Below are 14,582 nucleotides of genomic sequence, written 5' to 3'. Positions count from 1 at the left end.
CTCGGGCTGGCCCGGCATGCCGGCCAGCGTTGCCCGCAGCGCCGAACAGGCGGTCCGTATTTCGGCAATCCCGTAATCCAGCAATCCAGTAATCCAGATATCAAGAAGCAAGCCATGGCCATGACACTCGACCGCATCCTCCAATCCCAAGGCTTCGGCACCCGCCGCTATTGCGGCGACCTGATCGGGGCCGGCCTGGTGGAGGTCGACGGCACCCTGTGCGAGGATCCGGGCGCCAGGTTCGAGGTCGATGGCCTGCGCCTGACCGTGGACGGCGAGGAATGGATCGGCCACACCAAGGCCTACATCCTGCTGAACAAGCCGGTGGGCTACGAATGCTCGCAGCGCCCGCGCCACCATCCCAGCGTGTACAACCTGCTGCCGGTGCCGCTGCGCCAGCGCGAGGTGCAGGCGGTCGGGCGGCTGGATCAGGACACCACCGGCCTGCTGCTGCTCTCGGACGATGGCCAGTTCATTCACGCCCAGACCTCGCCCAAGAAGAAGGTGCCCAAGGTCTATGAAGTGACGACCGCCGAGCCGGTCACCCAAGAGCAGGTCGATGCGCTGGTGGCGGGCGTGCAGCTGGAGGACGAACCAGCCCCGATCGCGGCGGCCGCCTGCGAGGCCACCGGCGAGCGCAGCCTGCGCCTTAGCCTGACCGAGGGCAAGTACCACCAGGTCAAGCGCATGGTGGCCGCGGCTGGCAACCATGTGGAAGCCCTGCATCGCAGCGCCATCGGCGGGCTGGTGCTGGAGCCGACCCTGGCGCTGGGAGACTGGCGCTGGCTGACGCCGGAAGACCTGGCCGCCCTGACGCGCAAGGAGTAAGCAGGCGGCAACAAGCGAGCAACGAAGCTGGTACAGAGGCCAGCAAGCAAGCGCACCGGGCAGGCGTCGGAATGTTGCGTTGCGGCATTCCGCGAATCTTTTCCGGACAGATGGCAACGATTTGATAAAATGCAGGAATGGCGACGCTGGAAGCCCCAATCAACCTCACTAATCAGTTCCTGATTGCCATGCCCGGCATGGCAGACCCGACTTTTTCGGGTTCCGTCGTCTACTTGTGCGAGCACAACGACCGCGGCGCGCTGGGCCTGGTGATCAATCGGCCTATCGATATCGATATGGCCACCCTGTTCGACAAGATCGACCTCAAGCTGGAGATCCAGCCGGTGGCGCAGCAGCCTGTCTATTTCGGCGGGCCGGTGCAGACCGAGCGCGGTTTCGTGCTGCATGATCCGGTTGGCATCTATGTCTCGTCGCTGGCCGTGCCCGGCGGGCTCGAGATGACCACCTCCAAGGATGTGCTGGAGGCCGTGGCCAACGGCAGCGGCCCGCAACGCTTCCTGCTCACGCTCGGCTATGCCGGCTGGGGCGCCGGGCAGCTGGAGGAAGAACTCAGCCGCAATGGCTGGCTGACCGTCCAGGCCGATCCCGAAATCATCTTCAGCGTGCCCCCCGAGGAACGCTTCGCCGCCGCCATACGCCTGTTGGGCATCGACTTCACCATGCTCTCGGGCGAGGCTGGGCATGCCTGAGGACGGAGCGACGCCAGCGCCGCGCCAGTTGCCCTCCGACGGCACCGTCCTGGCCTTCGACTACGGCGAAAAGAAGATCGGCGTTGCGCTTGGCAACTTCGTCACGCGCGAGGCTCATGCACTCGTCATCATCCCCAATATCACCGTGGAAGGCCGCTTCGAGGCGGTAACCGCGCTGATCGACGAGTGGGCGCCGGTGCAACTGGTGGTGGGCATGCCCACCAATCCGGATGGCAGCCAGCAGCCTTCGATGCGGCTCGCACGCCGCTTCGGCAACCAGTTGAACGGCCGCTTCGGCTTGCCGGTGGCCTGGGTGGACGAAAGCTACACATCGATCGCCGCGGAGATGGCCGGCGCCCGCAAGGGCGCGCTTGACGCCGAGGCCGCCAGCCTCATCCTGCAACAGTACTTCGACCAGCATCCGTTATGACCCAGACTTCCTCTCTCGACGCCGAGGCGCTCTACCGTACGTTGCGTGACCAGTTGCAGGCCGCGCTGCCTGAGGCCGAACGCGTGCAATGGTCGGTCGCCGGCATCTATTCGGGCGGCGCCTGGATTGCCGAACGGCTGGCCGCCGACCTGCAACTGGCGGCCCACGGGGTCATCAACGTTGCCTTCCACCGCGACGACTATGCCAAGAAGGGCCTGCATAGCCAGGCCCAGCCGACCACGCTGCCCTTTGACGTGCAAGACCGCAAGATCCTGCTGATCGACGACGTGCTGGCCACCGGGCGCACCATCCGCGCCGCCGTCAACGAACTGTTCGACTACGGCCGCCCGGCCCGCGTGGCGCTGGCCGTGCTGGTCGATCGCGGTGGGCGCGAACTGCCGGCGGCTGCGGACTTTGCCGCCGCGCACGTGGCGCTGCCGCCCGGGACCACGCTGGTGCTGTCGCATGAGGGCACCGGCTCCGACATGCGCTTTGCCTTCGCCAACGAGGCCACCGGCAACTAAGCCTGCCCAGCTTAACCGCCGGCGCGCCCGCAACGGCACGCCGGCAAGCCAGACCCAGACCTGCCCAGACCAGTCAACGCCACCGCCCGGCCCTTTCTACCTGCCATGATCAAGACGTTCCGCAACCCGCAACTGACCAAGAACGGCGAGCTCAAGCACCTGCTTTCGATCGAGGGCCTGTCGCGCGAGATGGTCGCGCACATCCTCGACACCGCCAGCCAGTTCGTCTCGCTGTCCGACTCGGACCGCGAAGTGAAGAAGGTGCCGCTGTTACGCGGCAAAAGCGTGTTCAACCTGTTCTTCGAGAACTCCACGCGTACCCGCACCACCTTCGAGATTGCCGCCAAGCGGCTCTCCGCGGACGTGCTCAACCTGAACATCAACGCCTCGTCCACCAGCAAGGGCGAGTCACTGCTCGACACCATCAACAACCTGTCGGCGATGTCGGCCGACATGTTCGTGGTGCGCCACGCCAGTTCCGGCGCGCCCTACCTGATCGCCGAGCATGTCGCACCCCATGTGCATGTCATCAACGCCGGTGACGGCCGCCACGCGCACCCCACGCAGGGGCTGCTCGACATGTACACGATCCGCCACTACAAGAAGGATTTCACCAATCTCACGGTCGCCATCGTGGGTGACATCCTGCACTCCCGCGTGGCGCGCTCCGACATCCACGCGCTGACCACACTGGGCGTGCCTGAAGTGCGCGCCATCGGCCCGCGCACGCTGCTGCCCTCGGGGCTGGAGCAGATGGGCGTGCGTGTCTTCCACAATATGGAAGAAGGGATGAAGGGTGTGGACGTGGTGATCATGCTGCGCCTGCAGAACGAGCGCATGAGCGGCGCGCTGCTGCCCTCGGCGCAGGAGTACTTCAAGGCCTATGGGCTCACGCCCGAGCGCCTGGCGCTGGCCAAGCCCGATGCCATCGTGATGCACCCGGGCCCCATGAACCGTGGCGTGGAGATCGATTCCGCCGTGGCTGACGGGCCGCAGTCCGTGATCCTCAACCAGGTGACTTTCGGCATTGCGGTACGCATGGCCGTGATGGGCATCGTGGCCGGAAACCACGACTGATCTCATGATGGATAGCGCCCGACCGACAGGGTCCAGGCAAGCCAGAACAACCGAATACAAGCCAAGCGACACGATATGAAGATCCACATCAAGGGCGGCCGCCTGATCGACCCGGCCGCGAACGTCGATGCGCAGCAAGACCTCTACATTGCCGCCGGCAAGATCGTCGGCGTGGGCAGCGCGCCGGCGGACTTCCACGCCAACAAGACCATCGATGCCAGCGGGCTGATCGTCTGCCCCGGCCTGGTCGACCTGTCCGCGCGGCTGCGCGAGCCGGGCTATGAATACAAGGCCACGCTCGAATCCGAAGTGGCGGCAGCCACCGCCGGCGGCGTGACCAGCCTGGTTTGCCCGCCCGACACCGACCCCGTGCTCGACGAGCCCGGCCTGGTCGAGATGCTCAAGTACCGCGCCCGCACGCTCAACCAGACCCACGTGTATCCGCTGGGCGCGCTCACGCTGGGCCTCAAGGGCGAGACGCTGACCGAGATGTCGCAGTTGACCGAGGCCGGCTGCATCGGCTTTTCGCAGGCCGAAGCACCGATCCGCAACACCCAGGTGCTGCTGCGCGCCCTGCAGTACGCGCAGACCTTCGGCTTCACCGTCTGGCTGCGCCCGGAAGACCCATACCTCGGTGGCGGCGTGGCCGCCAGCGGCGCCGTGGCGTCGCGCCTGGGCCTGTCCGGTATGTCGGTGATTGCCGAGACCGTGCGCCTGCACACCATCTTCGAGCTGATGCGCGCCAGCGGCGCACGCGTGCACCTGTGCCGCCTGTCGTCGGCCGCGGGCATCGAACTGGTGCGCCAGGCCAAGCGCGAAGGCCTCAAGGTGACCTGTGACGTCAACATCCATCATGTGTCGCTGACCGACATGGACATTGGCTACTTCAACTCGCAGATGCGCTTCTCACCGCCGCTGCGCAGCGCACGCGACCGCGATGCCATCGTGGCCGGGCTGGCCGACGGTACCATCGACGCACTGTGCTCGGACCACACCCCCGTGGACGATGACGAAAAGCTGCTGCCCTTCGCCGAAGCCTCGCCAGGCGCCACCGGGCTGGAACTGCTGCTGCCGCTGACGCTGCGCTGGGCCGAGGAGCACAAGGTGCCGCTGGGCAAGGCGCTAGCCCGCATCACGGCCGAGCCGGCCAGCGTGCTCGGCCTGGCTGCCGGCACGCTGGCCACAGGCAGCGCCGCCGATATCTGCATCTTCCATCCCGAGCAGGAATGGAAGGTCGAGCGGCGCGCGCTCAAGAGCCAGGGCAAGAATTCGCCGTGGCTCGGCTACGAGATGCGCGGGCGCGTGCGCACCACGCTGGTCGGCGGCCACGTCGTCTACGAACTGCACTGAACACCATGCCCGGCCGAGGGAAGTTGGACAACTTGGTTCAGGTACGTTCGCCAGCGAGGCAGGCATGATCTGGCTGCGCAAGACCGCCCTGATCCTCCACCTGCTGCGCGGCCTCGCGACCTGCGCGGTGCTGTTCCCCTGGCTCGGTGTCGAGTCGCGGCAATGGCATATCCGGCGCTGGTCGCGCCGGCTGCTGCGGATCTGCGGGGTCACAGTCGACGTGCAGGGCCTGCAGCCCGGACAGGCGGCACCGCATGGCGCCATGGTGGTGTCCAACCACATTTCCTGGCTGGATATCTACGTCATCAACTGCTGGCACCCCGTGCGTTTCGTGGCCAAATCGGAAATCCGCGACTGGCCCTTGATTGGCTGGCTGTGCGCGCAGACCGGTACCATCTTCATCGAACGCGCGCGCAAGCGCGACGCGCATCGCGTGCTGCATGCCATTACCGATGTGATGCTGCAGGGCGATCTGGTCTGCGTGTTCCCGGAAGGCACAACCACGGATGGCAGTAGCGTGCTGCCGTTCCATGCCAACCTGATGCAGGCGCCGATATCGGGCGGGCTGCCGGTGCAGCCGGTCGGGCTGGCTTACCTGGATGCCGCGACCGGCCAGCCGACGCTGGCACCGGCATATATTGGCGAGCTGAGCCTGCTGGAGACGCTCGATGCGGTGCTGCGGGCGCCGCCGATTACGGCGCGGCTATGCTTTGCGCCAGCCCTCACCGCCACCAGCGCCAGCCGGCGCGACCTGGCCGAGGCGGCCCGCGCGGTAGTGAACCATCTGAGCCAGGGCGCGCAACAGCACGCAGTGGAACTCGTGGTGCGGGTGAACGAAGGGCGCGAAAGCGAGCGATCCTTCAGCGAAGGCGACGTGAGCGCGGATTCTCCCGCGCCGGCTGCCTGACCGGCTCAGGCTAGCGGATCGCAATACTGCGGGCATTCCACCTGGATCAGCGTGCGTTCAGCCGGATCCGCCGCCAAGCGCGCGGCGGTGAGCTTGCCACCCCAGACACACCCAGTATCCAGCGCCATCAGGTTGGGGCGCATCACCAATCCGAGCGTGGACCAATGCCCACACACCACCGTGGTGTCTTCGGTGCGCCGTCCGGGCACATCGAACCAGGGCATGAAGCCAGCCGGCGTGCTGCCGGGGCCCTCCTTGGTCTTGAGATCCATTACGCCGTCAGCGTCGCAAAAGCGCAGGCGGGTCAGGGCGTTGATCACGACGCGGTGACGCTCGATGCCCCGCAAGGCCGGGTCCCACCGGTCCGCCGCATTGCCGAAGATGCCGGCCAGGAACGCCTTCCAGCCCGGGCCGCGCAGTTCACGCTCGACTTCCGCCGCCAGCGCCATGGTCTGCTCTGCGGTCCACTGCGGAAGCACGCCGGCGTGCACGAGCAGGAAGCCGTCTTCGTGGATGGCCAAGGGGCGATGCCTTAGCCAAGTGAGCAACTCATCGCAATCCGGCGCTTCGAGGATGTCGGTCAAAGTGTCGCTTCGGCCGCTTTTGCGCACGCCTGCGGCGACAGCCAGCAGGTGGATGTCGTGGTTGCCGAGTACGGATTCGGCGCGCTTGCCAAGCTGGCGGACGGTTCGCAGTGTGCGTGCGGAGGCAGGGCCGCGGTTTACCAGGTCGCCTACGAAGCGGAGTTGGCTGTCGGCGGGGAGGTGTTGTAAGACGAGTTCTTCAAGGGAACCTGCGCATCCCTGAAGGTCGCCGATGGCGTAATGATGATTATTGATCACAAAATGACGTGTGTAGATGCTGAGCTGGTAAAAGGGACTTCTGTTCTCTGAAATGTGCTTACATTGCAATGGGTAGCATTGGGACGTTACAACAGGCTACAAAAAGATGAGTCCGCAGCTTAAGACGATGGTCGCCGTCGGATAGAATACCGCCACTTCTGCAGGTACTTAACATTGCGCCGTCCAGATTGGACCAGGCGGAGGCTTGGCATTCGCCCGGTTCTCGAAAATAGATTAGATAGGCAGGGAGCACTGGTTTGTCCCACATACTTGTCACAGGTGGCGCCGGTTTCATCGGCGCCAATTTCGTTCTTGACTGGCTGCGCGAAGACGGTGCGGACGCGGTCGTCAACGTCGACAAGCTGACATACGCAGGCAATCTGGAATCCCTCGCCTCACTGAAGTGCTCTAATAGGCATATTTTTTCGCAAACCGATATCTGCGATCGTGCCGCGCTGGATCGCCTTTTTGCCGAATATCGGCCACGCGCGGTAGTCCATTTCGCGGCTGAGAGTCATGTCGATCGCTCGATCGAAGGGCCGGGTGGATTTATCCAGACCAACGTCGTTGGCACCTTCACTTTGCTTGAAGCTGCGCGAGCGTACTGGAGCGGTCTGCACGGTTCCGAGCGCGATGTGTTCCGCTTCCTGCATGTTTCCACGGATGAGGTATTTGGTTCGCTCCAGCCGAGTGACCCAGCTTTCACGGAAACCACGGCATTCGCGCCCAACAGCCCGTATTCTGCGTCCAAGGCGGCGGCCGACCATCTGGTGCGTGCCTATTACCACACATATGGCCTTCCGGTCCTCACTACCAACTGTTCCAACAATTACGGCCCCTATCATTTTCCAGAGAAGCTGATCCCGCTCGTTCTGATGAAGGCCCTGGCCGGCGAGCCACTGCCCGTGTACGGCGATGGCCTGAATGTGCGGGATTGGCTCTATGTCGGCGATCACTGTGCGGCTGTTAGGGCCGTACTCGCCAAGGGCCGAGTGGGGGAAACCTATAACGTCGGCGGCAATAACACCAAGACGAACCTCGACGTCGTGCACACGCTATGCGGTCTGCTCGACGAGCTTCGCCCGAAGGTGACGGGTTCGTACCGGCAGCAGATTACCTTCGTCGCCGATCGTCCCGGCCATGACCGGCGCTATGCGGTCGACTCACGAAAGCTCCAGGTGGAGCTCGGCTGGACCTGCAAAGAGACCTTTGAGACAGGATTGCGCAAGACCGTTCAGTGGCATCTGGAAAACCAGTCATGGGTCTCCAATGTGATGTCAGGTCTGTATCGAAAGGGACGGGATGAATGTCATGCCGGATAAGGCACGTCGCATTCCCACTCTTCTTGTAACGGGAAGCAACGGTCAGGTTGGCTTCGAGTTGCGGCGCGCCCTGAGTCCACTTGGGCATGTGATTGCGCTCGACCGACGCGCATGTGATCTGTCACGCCCCGAGGAAGTTCGCCGCGTCTTGCGGAAGCAGCGCCCCGATGTGATCGTCAATGCCGCAGCTTATACCAGTATGGACCGCGCGGAGGCCGACATTGAGAACGCTTATGCGGTCAATGCCACTGCGGTTGGCATCCTTGCCGAGGAGGCACTGGCGCTCGGCAGCCTGCTGGTGCATTACTCAACAGACTGTGTTTTCGATGGCTGCCAAACGACGCCTTATGCGGAAACCGATGCGGTCAATCCCGTTTCCGTCTACGGTAAGAGCAAGCTGGCGGGCGAACAGGCCATAGCCGAAGTAGCGCCCACTGCCCTGATACTTCGCACGTCCTGGGTGGCGGGTATCCATGGCAATAATTTTGTCAAAACGATGCTGCGGCTTGGTGCCATGCAACCGGCGCTGCGCGTGGTTGGCGATAGGTTTGGTGCGCCCACCGGGGCCGCGCTAGTTGCGGATGTCACTGCACAGATCGTCGCGCGCGCGTGGCTACTTGGCGATAGCGGCGCGTTCGCCGCAGGCATCTATCACCTGGCTGCCGCAGGTGAAACCAGCTGGCATGGCTACGCCAGTGAAGTTCTGCGTTACGCCGCCGCACAAGGCGCAGTGCTCAAGACAGATCCGGATCGGATAGAGGAAATCGCTGCGAGTGACTACCCGTTGCCCGCGCCGCGCCCGGCCAATGCGCGGCTGGACACGGCCAAGATTCGCCGGACCTTCGGCATTCACCTGCCGGATTGGCGCATGGGCGTGCATCACTTGCTGGATCAGTTCCTTGCCTGAGCAGGCCATCGTGCGCAATGTTCTCTCTCTGGCCTTCGATCCAAGCGTGCCGCGTGTTATCGCCGGGATCTTTGGTGAGCTACTGGCACAAGTTGTCGCTGGCGAATGGGTAGACCAGTTATGAATTTGAAAGCGACGCCGACCGCATTGCCGGAAGTCCTGCTCCTCGAGCCGAAAGTCTTTGGCGATGAGCGTGGATTTTTTTTCGAAAGCTTCAATGCACGGAGTTTTGAGCATGCAACCGGCTACTCCTGCGCATTTGTTCAGGATAATCACAGCCGCTCCGTCAAAAATGTGCTGCGTGGCCTTCATTACCAACTGGGTACTCCACAGGGCAAGCTGATTCGGGTTGTGTCAGGCGACGTTTTTGATGTGGCTGTGGATTTGCGTCGCCAATCGCCTCGTTTCGGGCAATGGACGAGTGTCCGGCTTTCAGGCGATAGCCATCGGCAACTCTGGATACCGCCCGGGTTCGCTCATGGGTTTCTTGTGATGTCGGGCCAAGCGGAAGTGCTCTATAAAGTGTCCGAATATTGGAGCCAGGCTGACGAACGCACCATTGCCTGGGACGATCCGCAACTCGGCATCGCATGGCCGCTCCAGGGGGCGGTGATCCAGTCGGACAAGGATCGGCGCGGTGTTTCCCTTGCCGAGGCCGAACTGTTCCCATAGAGCGAGATCGGTCGATGGTGTTTTTGCACTGATCGGACTTCGGTAAACAAGGTGGCGGTCCAATATGACGACTAAACCATAACTCAATGATGATGCTCAAGAAAATTTCCGAGATGTCGCGCCAGAAGAAGATTCTTCTGATGTTGGTGCTCGACTTCTTCCTGCTGCCGCTTTCCCTCTGGTCGGCGGTCGGATTGCGCACGGATCATTGGGCAGTCAGTTCACAGTACCCGATCAGCCTGTATTTCGTCACCTCCTTGGTGGCCATCCCGGTTTTTGTCAAATTGGGCTTGTACCGCTCGGTAGTGCGTTACATGGAGGACCGGGCCATCCTGACCATCGTTGTCGCGGTCACCATTTCGATCGGGATGTTCGGTTCGCTGATCTTCTTCCTGGGCCTGTCCAACGTCCCGCGCGGTGCGCTCCTGATCTACTGGCTGCTGGCCATCGTCTATATCGTGTGCAGCAGGTTCTTTGTGCGGGCAGCATTCAGGATGTTGCCGTCCTTTGGCCGCCACGGCCAGAAGGTCATCATCTATGGCGCGGGCGATGCGGGGCGGCAGCTTGCCGTCGCTCTGGGCGTGGGCTCGGACTACGAGCCAATGGCATTCGTGGATGACGACATCAAGAAGCGCGGGCTCAGCATCGCGGGCATCAAGGTCCACGGCGCCGATGAGCTACCCGAGCTGGTAAGGCGCTTTGCAATCCACCAGGTGCTGATCGCAATTCCGTCCGCTTCGCGCAGCCGTCGCATCGAAATCGTGAATGCGCTAGAGCCGCTCGCGGTCGAGGTGCGGGCCGTGCCCGGCATGGCGGAGATGGTTTCCGGCGAGGTGCGCCTGGACGACGTGCGCGAGGTGGAGATCGACGAGCTGTTGGGGCGCGACGTAGTTGCTCCGAACATGAAGCTGTTGATGGAGAACATTGCTGGCAAAAGCGTCATGGTCACTGGTGCCGGTGGGTCCATCGGCTCCGAGCTGTGCCGGCAAATCATCAAGAACAAGCCCGCGCGCCTTGTCCTGTATGAGCAGTCCGAATTTGCTTTGTACGCCCTTGAGTACGAACTGCAGCAGACTGTCACGGAGAAAGAGCTCCCGATAGAACTGGTGCCGGTACTTGGCTCGGTGCAGAACGGCGAGCGGGTCTTCGGCATCATGTCGCGCTACGGGGTGCAGACCATCTACCATGCGGCTGCCTACAAGCACGTGCCCATTGTCGAGTTCAATATGACCGAGGGCATATTGAACAACACAGTCGGTACCCGAATTACTGCGGAGGCAGCGATTCGTGCCAACGTCGAAGCGTTCGTGTTGATCTCCACCGACAAGGCCGTGCGGCCGACCAATGTCATGGGGGCGAGCAAGCGGATGGCGGAATTGTGCCTGCAGGCGTTCGCGCAGGATCCGAACGTGCGCACCCGTTTCAGCATTGTCCGCTTTGGCAATGTGCTCGGATCGAGCGGCTCGGTGGTGCCACTGTTCAGGACCCAGATTGCCGCGGGGGGGCCCGTGACGGTGACGCACCCGGATATCATCCGGTACTTCATGACCATTCCCGAGGCCGCCCAGCTTGTCATCCAGGCGGGGGCGATGGGCGGCGAAGGCGAGGTTTTCGTGCTCGATATGGGTCAGCCTGTCAAGATTGTCGATCTGGCGCGGCGCATGATCCACCTGAGCGGCTTCCAGGTAAAGGACGAGGTGAATCCTGACGGCGACATCGAGATCCAGTTCACAGGGCTGCGCCCCGGGGAAAAGCTGTACGAGGAGTTGTTGATCGGGGATGCCGTGAGCGGCACTGGCCACCCGCGCATCATGAAAGCAGACGAGTCCTTCCTGAGCCGTGAGCAACTCGATGAAAAGATGAAGTGCCTCATCCAGGCTTCTGACTCCAACGATTGCGAAACCATCCGGACGATTCTTCTCGAATGCGTTTCAGGGTTTCGCCCGGACCGCGATATCAAGGACCACTTGCATGAAGAACCGGCTCCGCGTATCCGTCTCCTGCGCTGAGCACGCCTTTATGTCTGCGTCGAAAACATCTCGGAATGGCCTGCGGTGGAGCCGGCCCGGGGCAAGAGTGCAGTGCACCGTGACGGTGGGCTACGTCCTCGCGCGGGGGCGACGACATGCCGATCACTGTGCAGGCTTTCTCCGCTTGCCTGCCAGTCAGGCTCCGGTGGCGGCTCAAGCCCTGGAAAATATGGCAAAATGTCGTGGTTTTGTATCCTGGGTCAATAAGTTAAAAAGTGATGACAACGTAACTCGGCTTTGCGCTCCGGCGCGGTCACTCTTCCGGAGTGCCGAGCTTGTTGGCGCGGCTCCCAGGCTGCAATGGATTCGTTCTGACCGAGTGATCCCGGTCAGGCGGTATCGGCGAGGGGATTCAAGCTGTTTCAGGGGTGCCCGCCAACACCTGCAGGCTGGGCGGACGCACTGTAGTCTCCTTCCTCCCCATCCTCCCTATCCGGCGTACAGTTCGCGTGCACGTCCGGCTGTATACATTCCGATCGATTCATGAGGTGTCGATACCCGATTGAGCATCGGTAGGTGTCCGTATTTTGCGATGAGTAGTTTTGTGCCGCTACCGACAATTTCTGGGGCGTAGGGTTATGGCGCCGGAGGCCGGTGCGCTCTCCAACAATCGCTTGAGTATGCAAATATTGGTTTGAGAAATGAGAATTACTATTATCGGTACCGGCTATGTCGGACTTGTGACGGGCACCTGCCTTGCTGAGCTAGGCAACAACGTCTTCTGCGTTGATGTCGATGCGAAGAAAATCGATTTGCTGAACAACGGCGGCGTTCCTATCTATGAACCCGGCCTCAAGGCGCTGATTGACCGGAATCGTGCCGCAGGCCGGCTGAAGTTCTCGACGGATATTGCCGCTAGCGTCGCGCACGGCGATATCCAGTTTATCGCCGTTGGCACGCCGCCGGACGAAGACGGCTCCGCCGACCTGAAGTACGTGCTTGAGGCCGCCCGGAACATCGGTCGTCACATGGATTCGTTCAAGGTTATCGTCGACAAATCCACCGTTCCGGTCGGAACGGCGGACAAGGTGAAAGCAGCGGTGGCCGAGGAACTGAAACAGCGTGGCTCCGTCCATCTTGACTGCGCGGTAGTCTCCAATCCGGAGTTCCTCAAGGAAGGCGCAGCGGTTGAAGATTTCATGCGTCCCGACCGGATAGTAGTTGGTGTCGCATCGGACGAAGCCGGGGAAAAGGCCAAGGCGATGATGCGGACTCTGTATGCGCCGTTCAACCGCAACCATGAGCGCATGTACTTCATGGATGTACGCTCGGCGGAGTTCACGAAGTATGCCGCCAACGCCATGCTTGCCACGCGTATCAGCTTCATGAACGAGCTGGCGAACCTGGCCGACCGGGTGGGCGCCGATATCGAACTGGTGCGCCAGGGAATTGGCTCCGATCCCCGAATTGGCTATAGCTTTCTCTATGCGGGGATTGGCTATGGCGGCTCCTGTTTCCCGAAGGACGTGCAGGCGCTGGCGAAGACCGCGGCACAATTCGGCCAGTCAACGTATGTGCTGGATGCAGTCGAGAAGGTCAACCAGGCGCAAAAACGCGTACTGGTCGACAAGGTGCTTGCTCGCTTCGGCAATGACATTGCCGGTAAGCGCTTTGCGGTCTGGGGGCTGGCATTCAAGCCGGAAACCGACGACATGCGTGAAGCGCCGAGCCGCATCATCATTCAGGAGCTCCTGGACCGCGGGGCGATCGTGCAGGCGCATGATCCCGTTGCCATGGAAGAGGCCCGCCGCGTGCTGGCCCAGGATCTCGCCGATCGTGACGGCGCTTTGGAGCATTTGCATTTCGTCGATCAGCCGGAGAGTGCGCTGGTGGGCGTGGATGCTTTGATTATCGTGACGGAGTGGAAGGCTTTCCGGAGCCCGGACTTCGACGCGATGCGTCGCGACATGAAGAATCCGCTCATTTTTGACGGCCGGAATCTCTTTGACCCCTCGTCGATGAAGAAACAAGGCTTCGAGTATTTCGGTATCGGCCGCTCATAAAACTTTGAACATGCGAAATTACAATTCCCGCCAGCGAATCCTGGTGACCGGCGGCGCCGGCTTTCTCGGTTCGCATTTGTGCGATCGCCTCATCGAGCAGGGCAATGAAGTGCTGTGCGTCGACAATCTCTTCACGGGCGCCAAGCAGAATATCGAACATCTGCTCAGCCATCCTCGTTTCGAGTTCATCCGCCACGACGTGACCTTCCCGCTGTTCGTGGAAGTCGACCAGATCTATAACCTGGCTTGCCCGGCTTCGCCTGTCCACTATCAGCACGATCCGGTGCAAACCACGAAGACGTCGGTGCACGGCGCCATCAACATGCTTGGCCTCGCCAAGCGGGTCGGCGCCAAGATCTTCCAGGCCTCGACCAGCGAAGTCTACGGCGACCCGGTCGTGCACCCGCAGCCCGAAGCCTATTGGGGCAACGTGAATCCCATTGGCATCCGCTCGTGCTACGACGAAGGCAAGCGATGCGCGGAAACCCTGTTTTTCGACTACCACCGCCAGCATGGGCTGGAGATCAAGGTTGCCCGGATCTTCAATACCTATGGCCCGCGGATGCACCAGAACGATGGCCGCGTGGTATCGAACTTCATCATGCAGGCGCTGCGCGGTGAGCCGATCACCGTGTTCGGGGAAGGCAAGCAGACGCGCTCGTTCTGCTTTGTCGATGACCTGATCGACGGCATTGTCGCCCTGATGAGCACGCCCAAGGACTTTACCGGCCCGATGAACCTGGGCAACCCGCACGAGATGACGATGCTCGAGCTGGCTAGCCACATCGTCGAGCTGACGGGTTCACGCTCCACGATCGAGTTCAAGCCCTTGCCGGCCGATGATCCCACGCAGCGCCGTCCTGATACCCGTCTGGCTGAGGAGATGATCGGCTGGAACCCGTCGGTGCACTTCCGCGACGGCCTGAGCAAGACGGTCGATTACTTCAAGCGCTTTGTATAAGCAGCCCAGCTCATTTTTC

Annotated in this window: 15 protein-coding genes; 14 read left to right on the top strand and 1 reads right to left on the bottom strand. The window is 62.0% G+C overall.

What is annotated here, in order from left to right; genetic code table 11:
* The first annotated feature begins 120 nt into the window (after window positions 1-120).
* The 7 genes from RR42_RS15880 (at window position 121) to RR42_RS15850 (ending at window position 5,826) form a co-directional block, all read left to right on the top strand.
* Window positions 121-828, top strand: a complete 708-nt coding sequence (locus RR42_RS15880; protein ID WP_173430715.1) for a pseudouridine synthase — start codon at window positions 121-123, stop codon at window positions 826-828.
* Between the two features lie 137 nt (window positions 829-965).
* Complete coding sequence (locus RR42_RS15875; protein WP_043348720.1) at window positions 966-1,538, top strand: YqgE/AlgH family protein; 573 nt, start codon at window positions 966-968, stop codon at window positions 1,536-1,538.
* On the top strand, window positions 1,531-1,968 hold the full coding sequence (ruvX, locus tag RR42_RS15870; protein WP_043348717.1) for a Holliday junction resolvase RuvX: 438 nt from the start codon (window positions 1,531-1,533) through the stop codon (window positions 1,966-1,968). The genes RR42_RS15875 and ruvX overlap by 8 nt, the downstream gene beginning before the upstream one ends.
* Complete coding sequence (gene pyrR, locus RR42_RS15865) at window positions 1,965-2,492, top strand: bifunctional pyr operon transcriptional regulator/uracil phosphoribosyltransferase PyrR (protein WP_043348715.1); 528 nt, start codon at window positions 1,965-1,967, stop codon at window positions 2,490-2,492. The genes ruvX and pyrR overlap by 4 nt, the downstream gene beginning before the upstream one ends.
* A gap of 105 nt (window positions 2,493-2,597) precedes the next feature.
* Complete coding sequence (locus tag RR42_RS15860) at window positions 2,598-3,569, top strand: aspartate carbamoyltransferase catalytic subunit (protein ID WP_043348713.1); 972 nt, start codon at window positions 2,598-2,600, stop codon at window positions 3,567-3,569.
* Window positions 3,570-3,644: 75 nt separating this feature from the next.
* Window positions 3,645-4,919, top strand: coding sequence for a dihydroorotase (locus tag RR42_RS15855; RefSeq protein ID WP_043348711.1), 1,275 nt, complete (start codon window positions 3,645-3,647; stop codon window positions 4,917-4,919).
* 64 nt (window positions 4,920-4,983) lie between these two features.
* The gene (locus tag RR42_RS15850; protein ID WP_043348707.1) at window positions 4,984-5,826 is read left to right on the top strand and encodes a lysophospholipid acyltransferase family protein; all 843 of its coding nucleotides are present in this window, start codon (window positions 4,984-4,986) and stop codon (window positions 5,824-5,826) included.
* Window positions 5,827-5,831: 5 nt separating this feature from the next.
* Here RR42_RS15850 and RR42_RS15845 read toward each other — a convergent pair whose 3' ends face one another.
* Entirely contained in the window at window positions 5,832-6,668 is an 837-nt protein-coding gene (locus RR42_RS15845; protein ID WP_043348705.1) for a symmetrical bis(5'-nucleosyl)-tetraphosphatase, read from the bottom strand.
* A gap of 257 nt (window positions 6,669-6,925) precedes the next feature.
* Between RR42_RS15845 and rfbB the strand changes: the two genes are divergently transcribed.
* The 7 genes from rfbB (at window position 6,926) to RR42_RS15815 (ending at window position 14,563) form a co-directional block, all read left to right on the top strand.
* The gene (gene rfbB / locus RR42_RS15840; protein WP_043348703.1) at window positions 6,926-7,990 is read left to right on the top strand and encodes a dTDP-glucose 4,6-dehydratase; all 1,065 of its coding nucleotides are present in this window, start codon (window positions 6,926-6,928) and stop codon (window positions 7,988-7,990) included.
* Window positions 7,980-8,897 carry a dTDP-4-dehydrorhamnose reductase gene (gene rfbD, locus RR42_RS15835; protein ID WP_043348702.1) on the top strand — a complete coding sequence of 306 codons (918 nt, stop codon included), beginning with the start codon at window positions 7,980-7,982 and terminating at the stop codon, window positions 8,895-8,897. Before rfbB ends, rfbD begins: the two co-directional genes overlap by 11 nt.
* Window positions 8,890-9,021, top strand: a complete 132-nt coding sequence (locus tag RR42_RS41495) for a hypothetical protein (RefSeq protein ID WP_269083348.1) — start codon at window positions 8,890-8,892, stop codon at window positions 9,019-9,021. Before rfbD ends, RR42_RS41495 begins: the two co-directional genes overlap by 8 nt.
* Window positions 9,018-9,569 carry a dTDP-4-dehydrorhamnose 3,5-epimerase gene (rfbC, locus tag RR42_RS15830; protein WP_043348700.1) on the top strand — a complete coding sequence of 184 codons (552 nt, stop codon included), beginning with the start codon at window positions 9,018-9,020 and terminating at the stop codon, window positions 9,567-9,569. The genes RR42_RS41495 and rfbC overlap by 4 nt, the downstream gene beginning before the upstream one ends.
* A gap of 86 nt (window positions 9,570-9,655) precedes the next feature.
* Window positions 9,656-11,578, top strand: a complete 1,923-nt coding sequence (locus tag RR42_RS15825) for a polysaccharide biosynthesis protein (RefSeq protein ID WP_236701922.1) — start codon at window positions 9,656-9,658, stop codon at window positions 11,576-11,578.
* 662 nt (window positions 11,579-12,240) lie between these two features.
* The gene (locus RR42_RS15820; RefSeq protein WP_043348699.1) at window positions 12,241-13,602 is read left to right on the top strand and encodes a UDP-glucose dehydrogenase family protein; all 1,362 of its coding nucleotides are present in this window, start codon (window positions 12,241-12,243) and stop codon (window positions 13,600-13,602) included.
* Between the two features lie 10 nt (window positions 13,603-13,612).
* Window positions 13,613-14,563, top strand: a complete 951-nt coding sequence (locus tag RR42_RS15815; RefSeq protein WP_043348697.1) for a UDP-glucuronic acid decarboxylase family protein — start codon at window positions 13,613-13,615, stop codon at window positions 14,561-14,563.
* Window positions 14,564-14,582 lie beyond the last annotated feature (19 nt).

The organism is Cupriavidus basilensis, from assembly GCF_000832305.1.
In the GTDB taxonomy this organism is placed as follows: Bacteria; Pseudomonadota; Gammaproteobacteria; order Burkholderiales; family Burkholderiaceae; genus Cupriavidus; species Cupriavidus basilensis_F.
This window is presented reverse-complemented; position numbering and strand designations above follow the sequence as displayed.

Excerpts from the sequence above, each read along its gene's own strand:
- rfbD (WP_043348702.1), top strand. The coding sequence starts at position 7,980 with ATGCCGGATAAGGCACGTCGCATTCCCACTCTTCTTGTAACGGGAAGC.
- RR42_RS15880 (WP_173430715.1), top strand. The coding sequence starts at position 121 with ATGACACTCGACCGCATCCTCCAATCCCAAGGCTTCGGCACCCGCCGC.
- pyrR (WP_043348715.1), top strand. The coding sequence starts at position 1,965 with ATGACCCAGACTTCCTCTCTCGACGCCGAGGCGCTCTACCGTACGTTG.
- RR42_RS15820 (WP_043348699.1), top strand. The coding sequence starts at position 12,241 with ATGAGAATTACTATTATCGGTACCGGCTATGTCGGACTTGTGACGGGC.
- RR42_RS15850 (WP_043348707.1), top strand. The coding sequence starts at position 4,984 with ATGATCTGGCTGCGCAAGACCGCCCTGATCCTCCACCTGCTGCGCGGC.
- RR42_RS15815 (WP_043348697.1), top strand. The coding sequence starts at position 13,613 with ATGCGAAATTACAATTCCCGCCAGCGAATCCTGGTGACCGGCGGCGCC.
- RR42_RS15825 (WP_236701922.1), top strand. The coding sequence starts at position 9,656 with ATGATGATGCTCAAGAAAATTTCCGAGATGTCGCGCCAGAAGAAGATT.
- RR42_RS15875 (WP_043348720.1), top strand. The coding sequence starts at position 966 with ATGGCGACGCTGGAAGCCCCAATCAACCTCACTAATCAGTTCCTGATT.
- RR42_RS15855 (WP_043348711.1), top strand. The coding sequence starts at position 3,645 with ATGAAGATCCACATCAAGGGCGGCCGCCTGATCGACCCGGCCGCGAAC.
- ruvX (WP_043348717.1), top strand. The coding sequence starts at position 1,531 with ATGCCTGAGGACGGAGCGACGCCAGCGCCGCGCCAGTTGCCCTCCGAC.
- rfbC (WP_043348700.1), top strand. The coding sequence starts at position 9,018 with ATGAATTTGAAAGCGACGCCGACCGCATTGCCGGAAGTCCTGCTCCTC.
- RR42_RS15860 (WP_043348713.1), top strand. The coding sequence starts at position 2,598 with ATGATCAAGACGTTCCGCAACCCGCAACTGACCAAGAACGGCGAGCTC.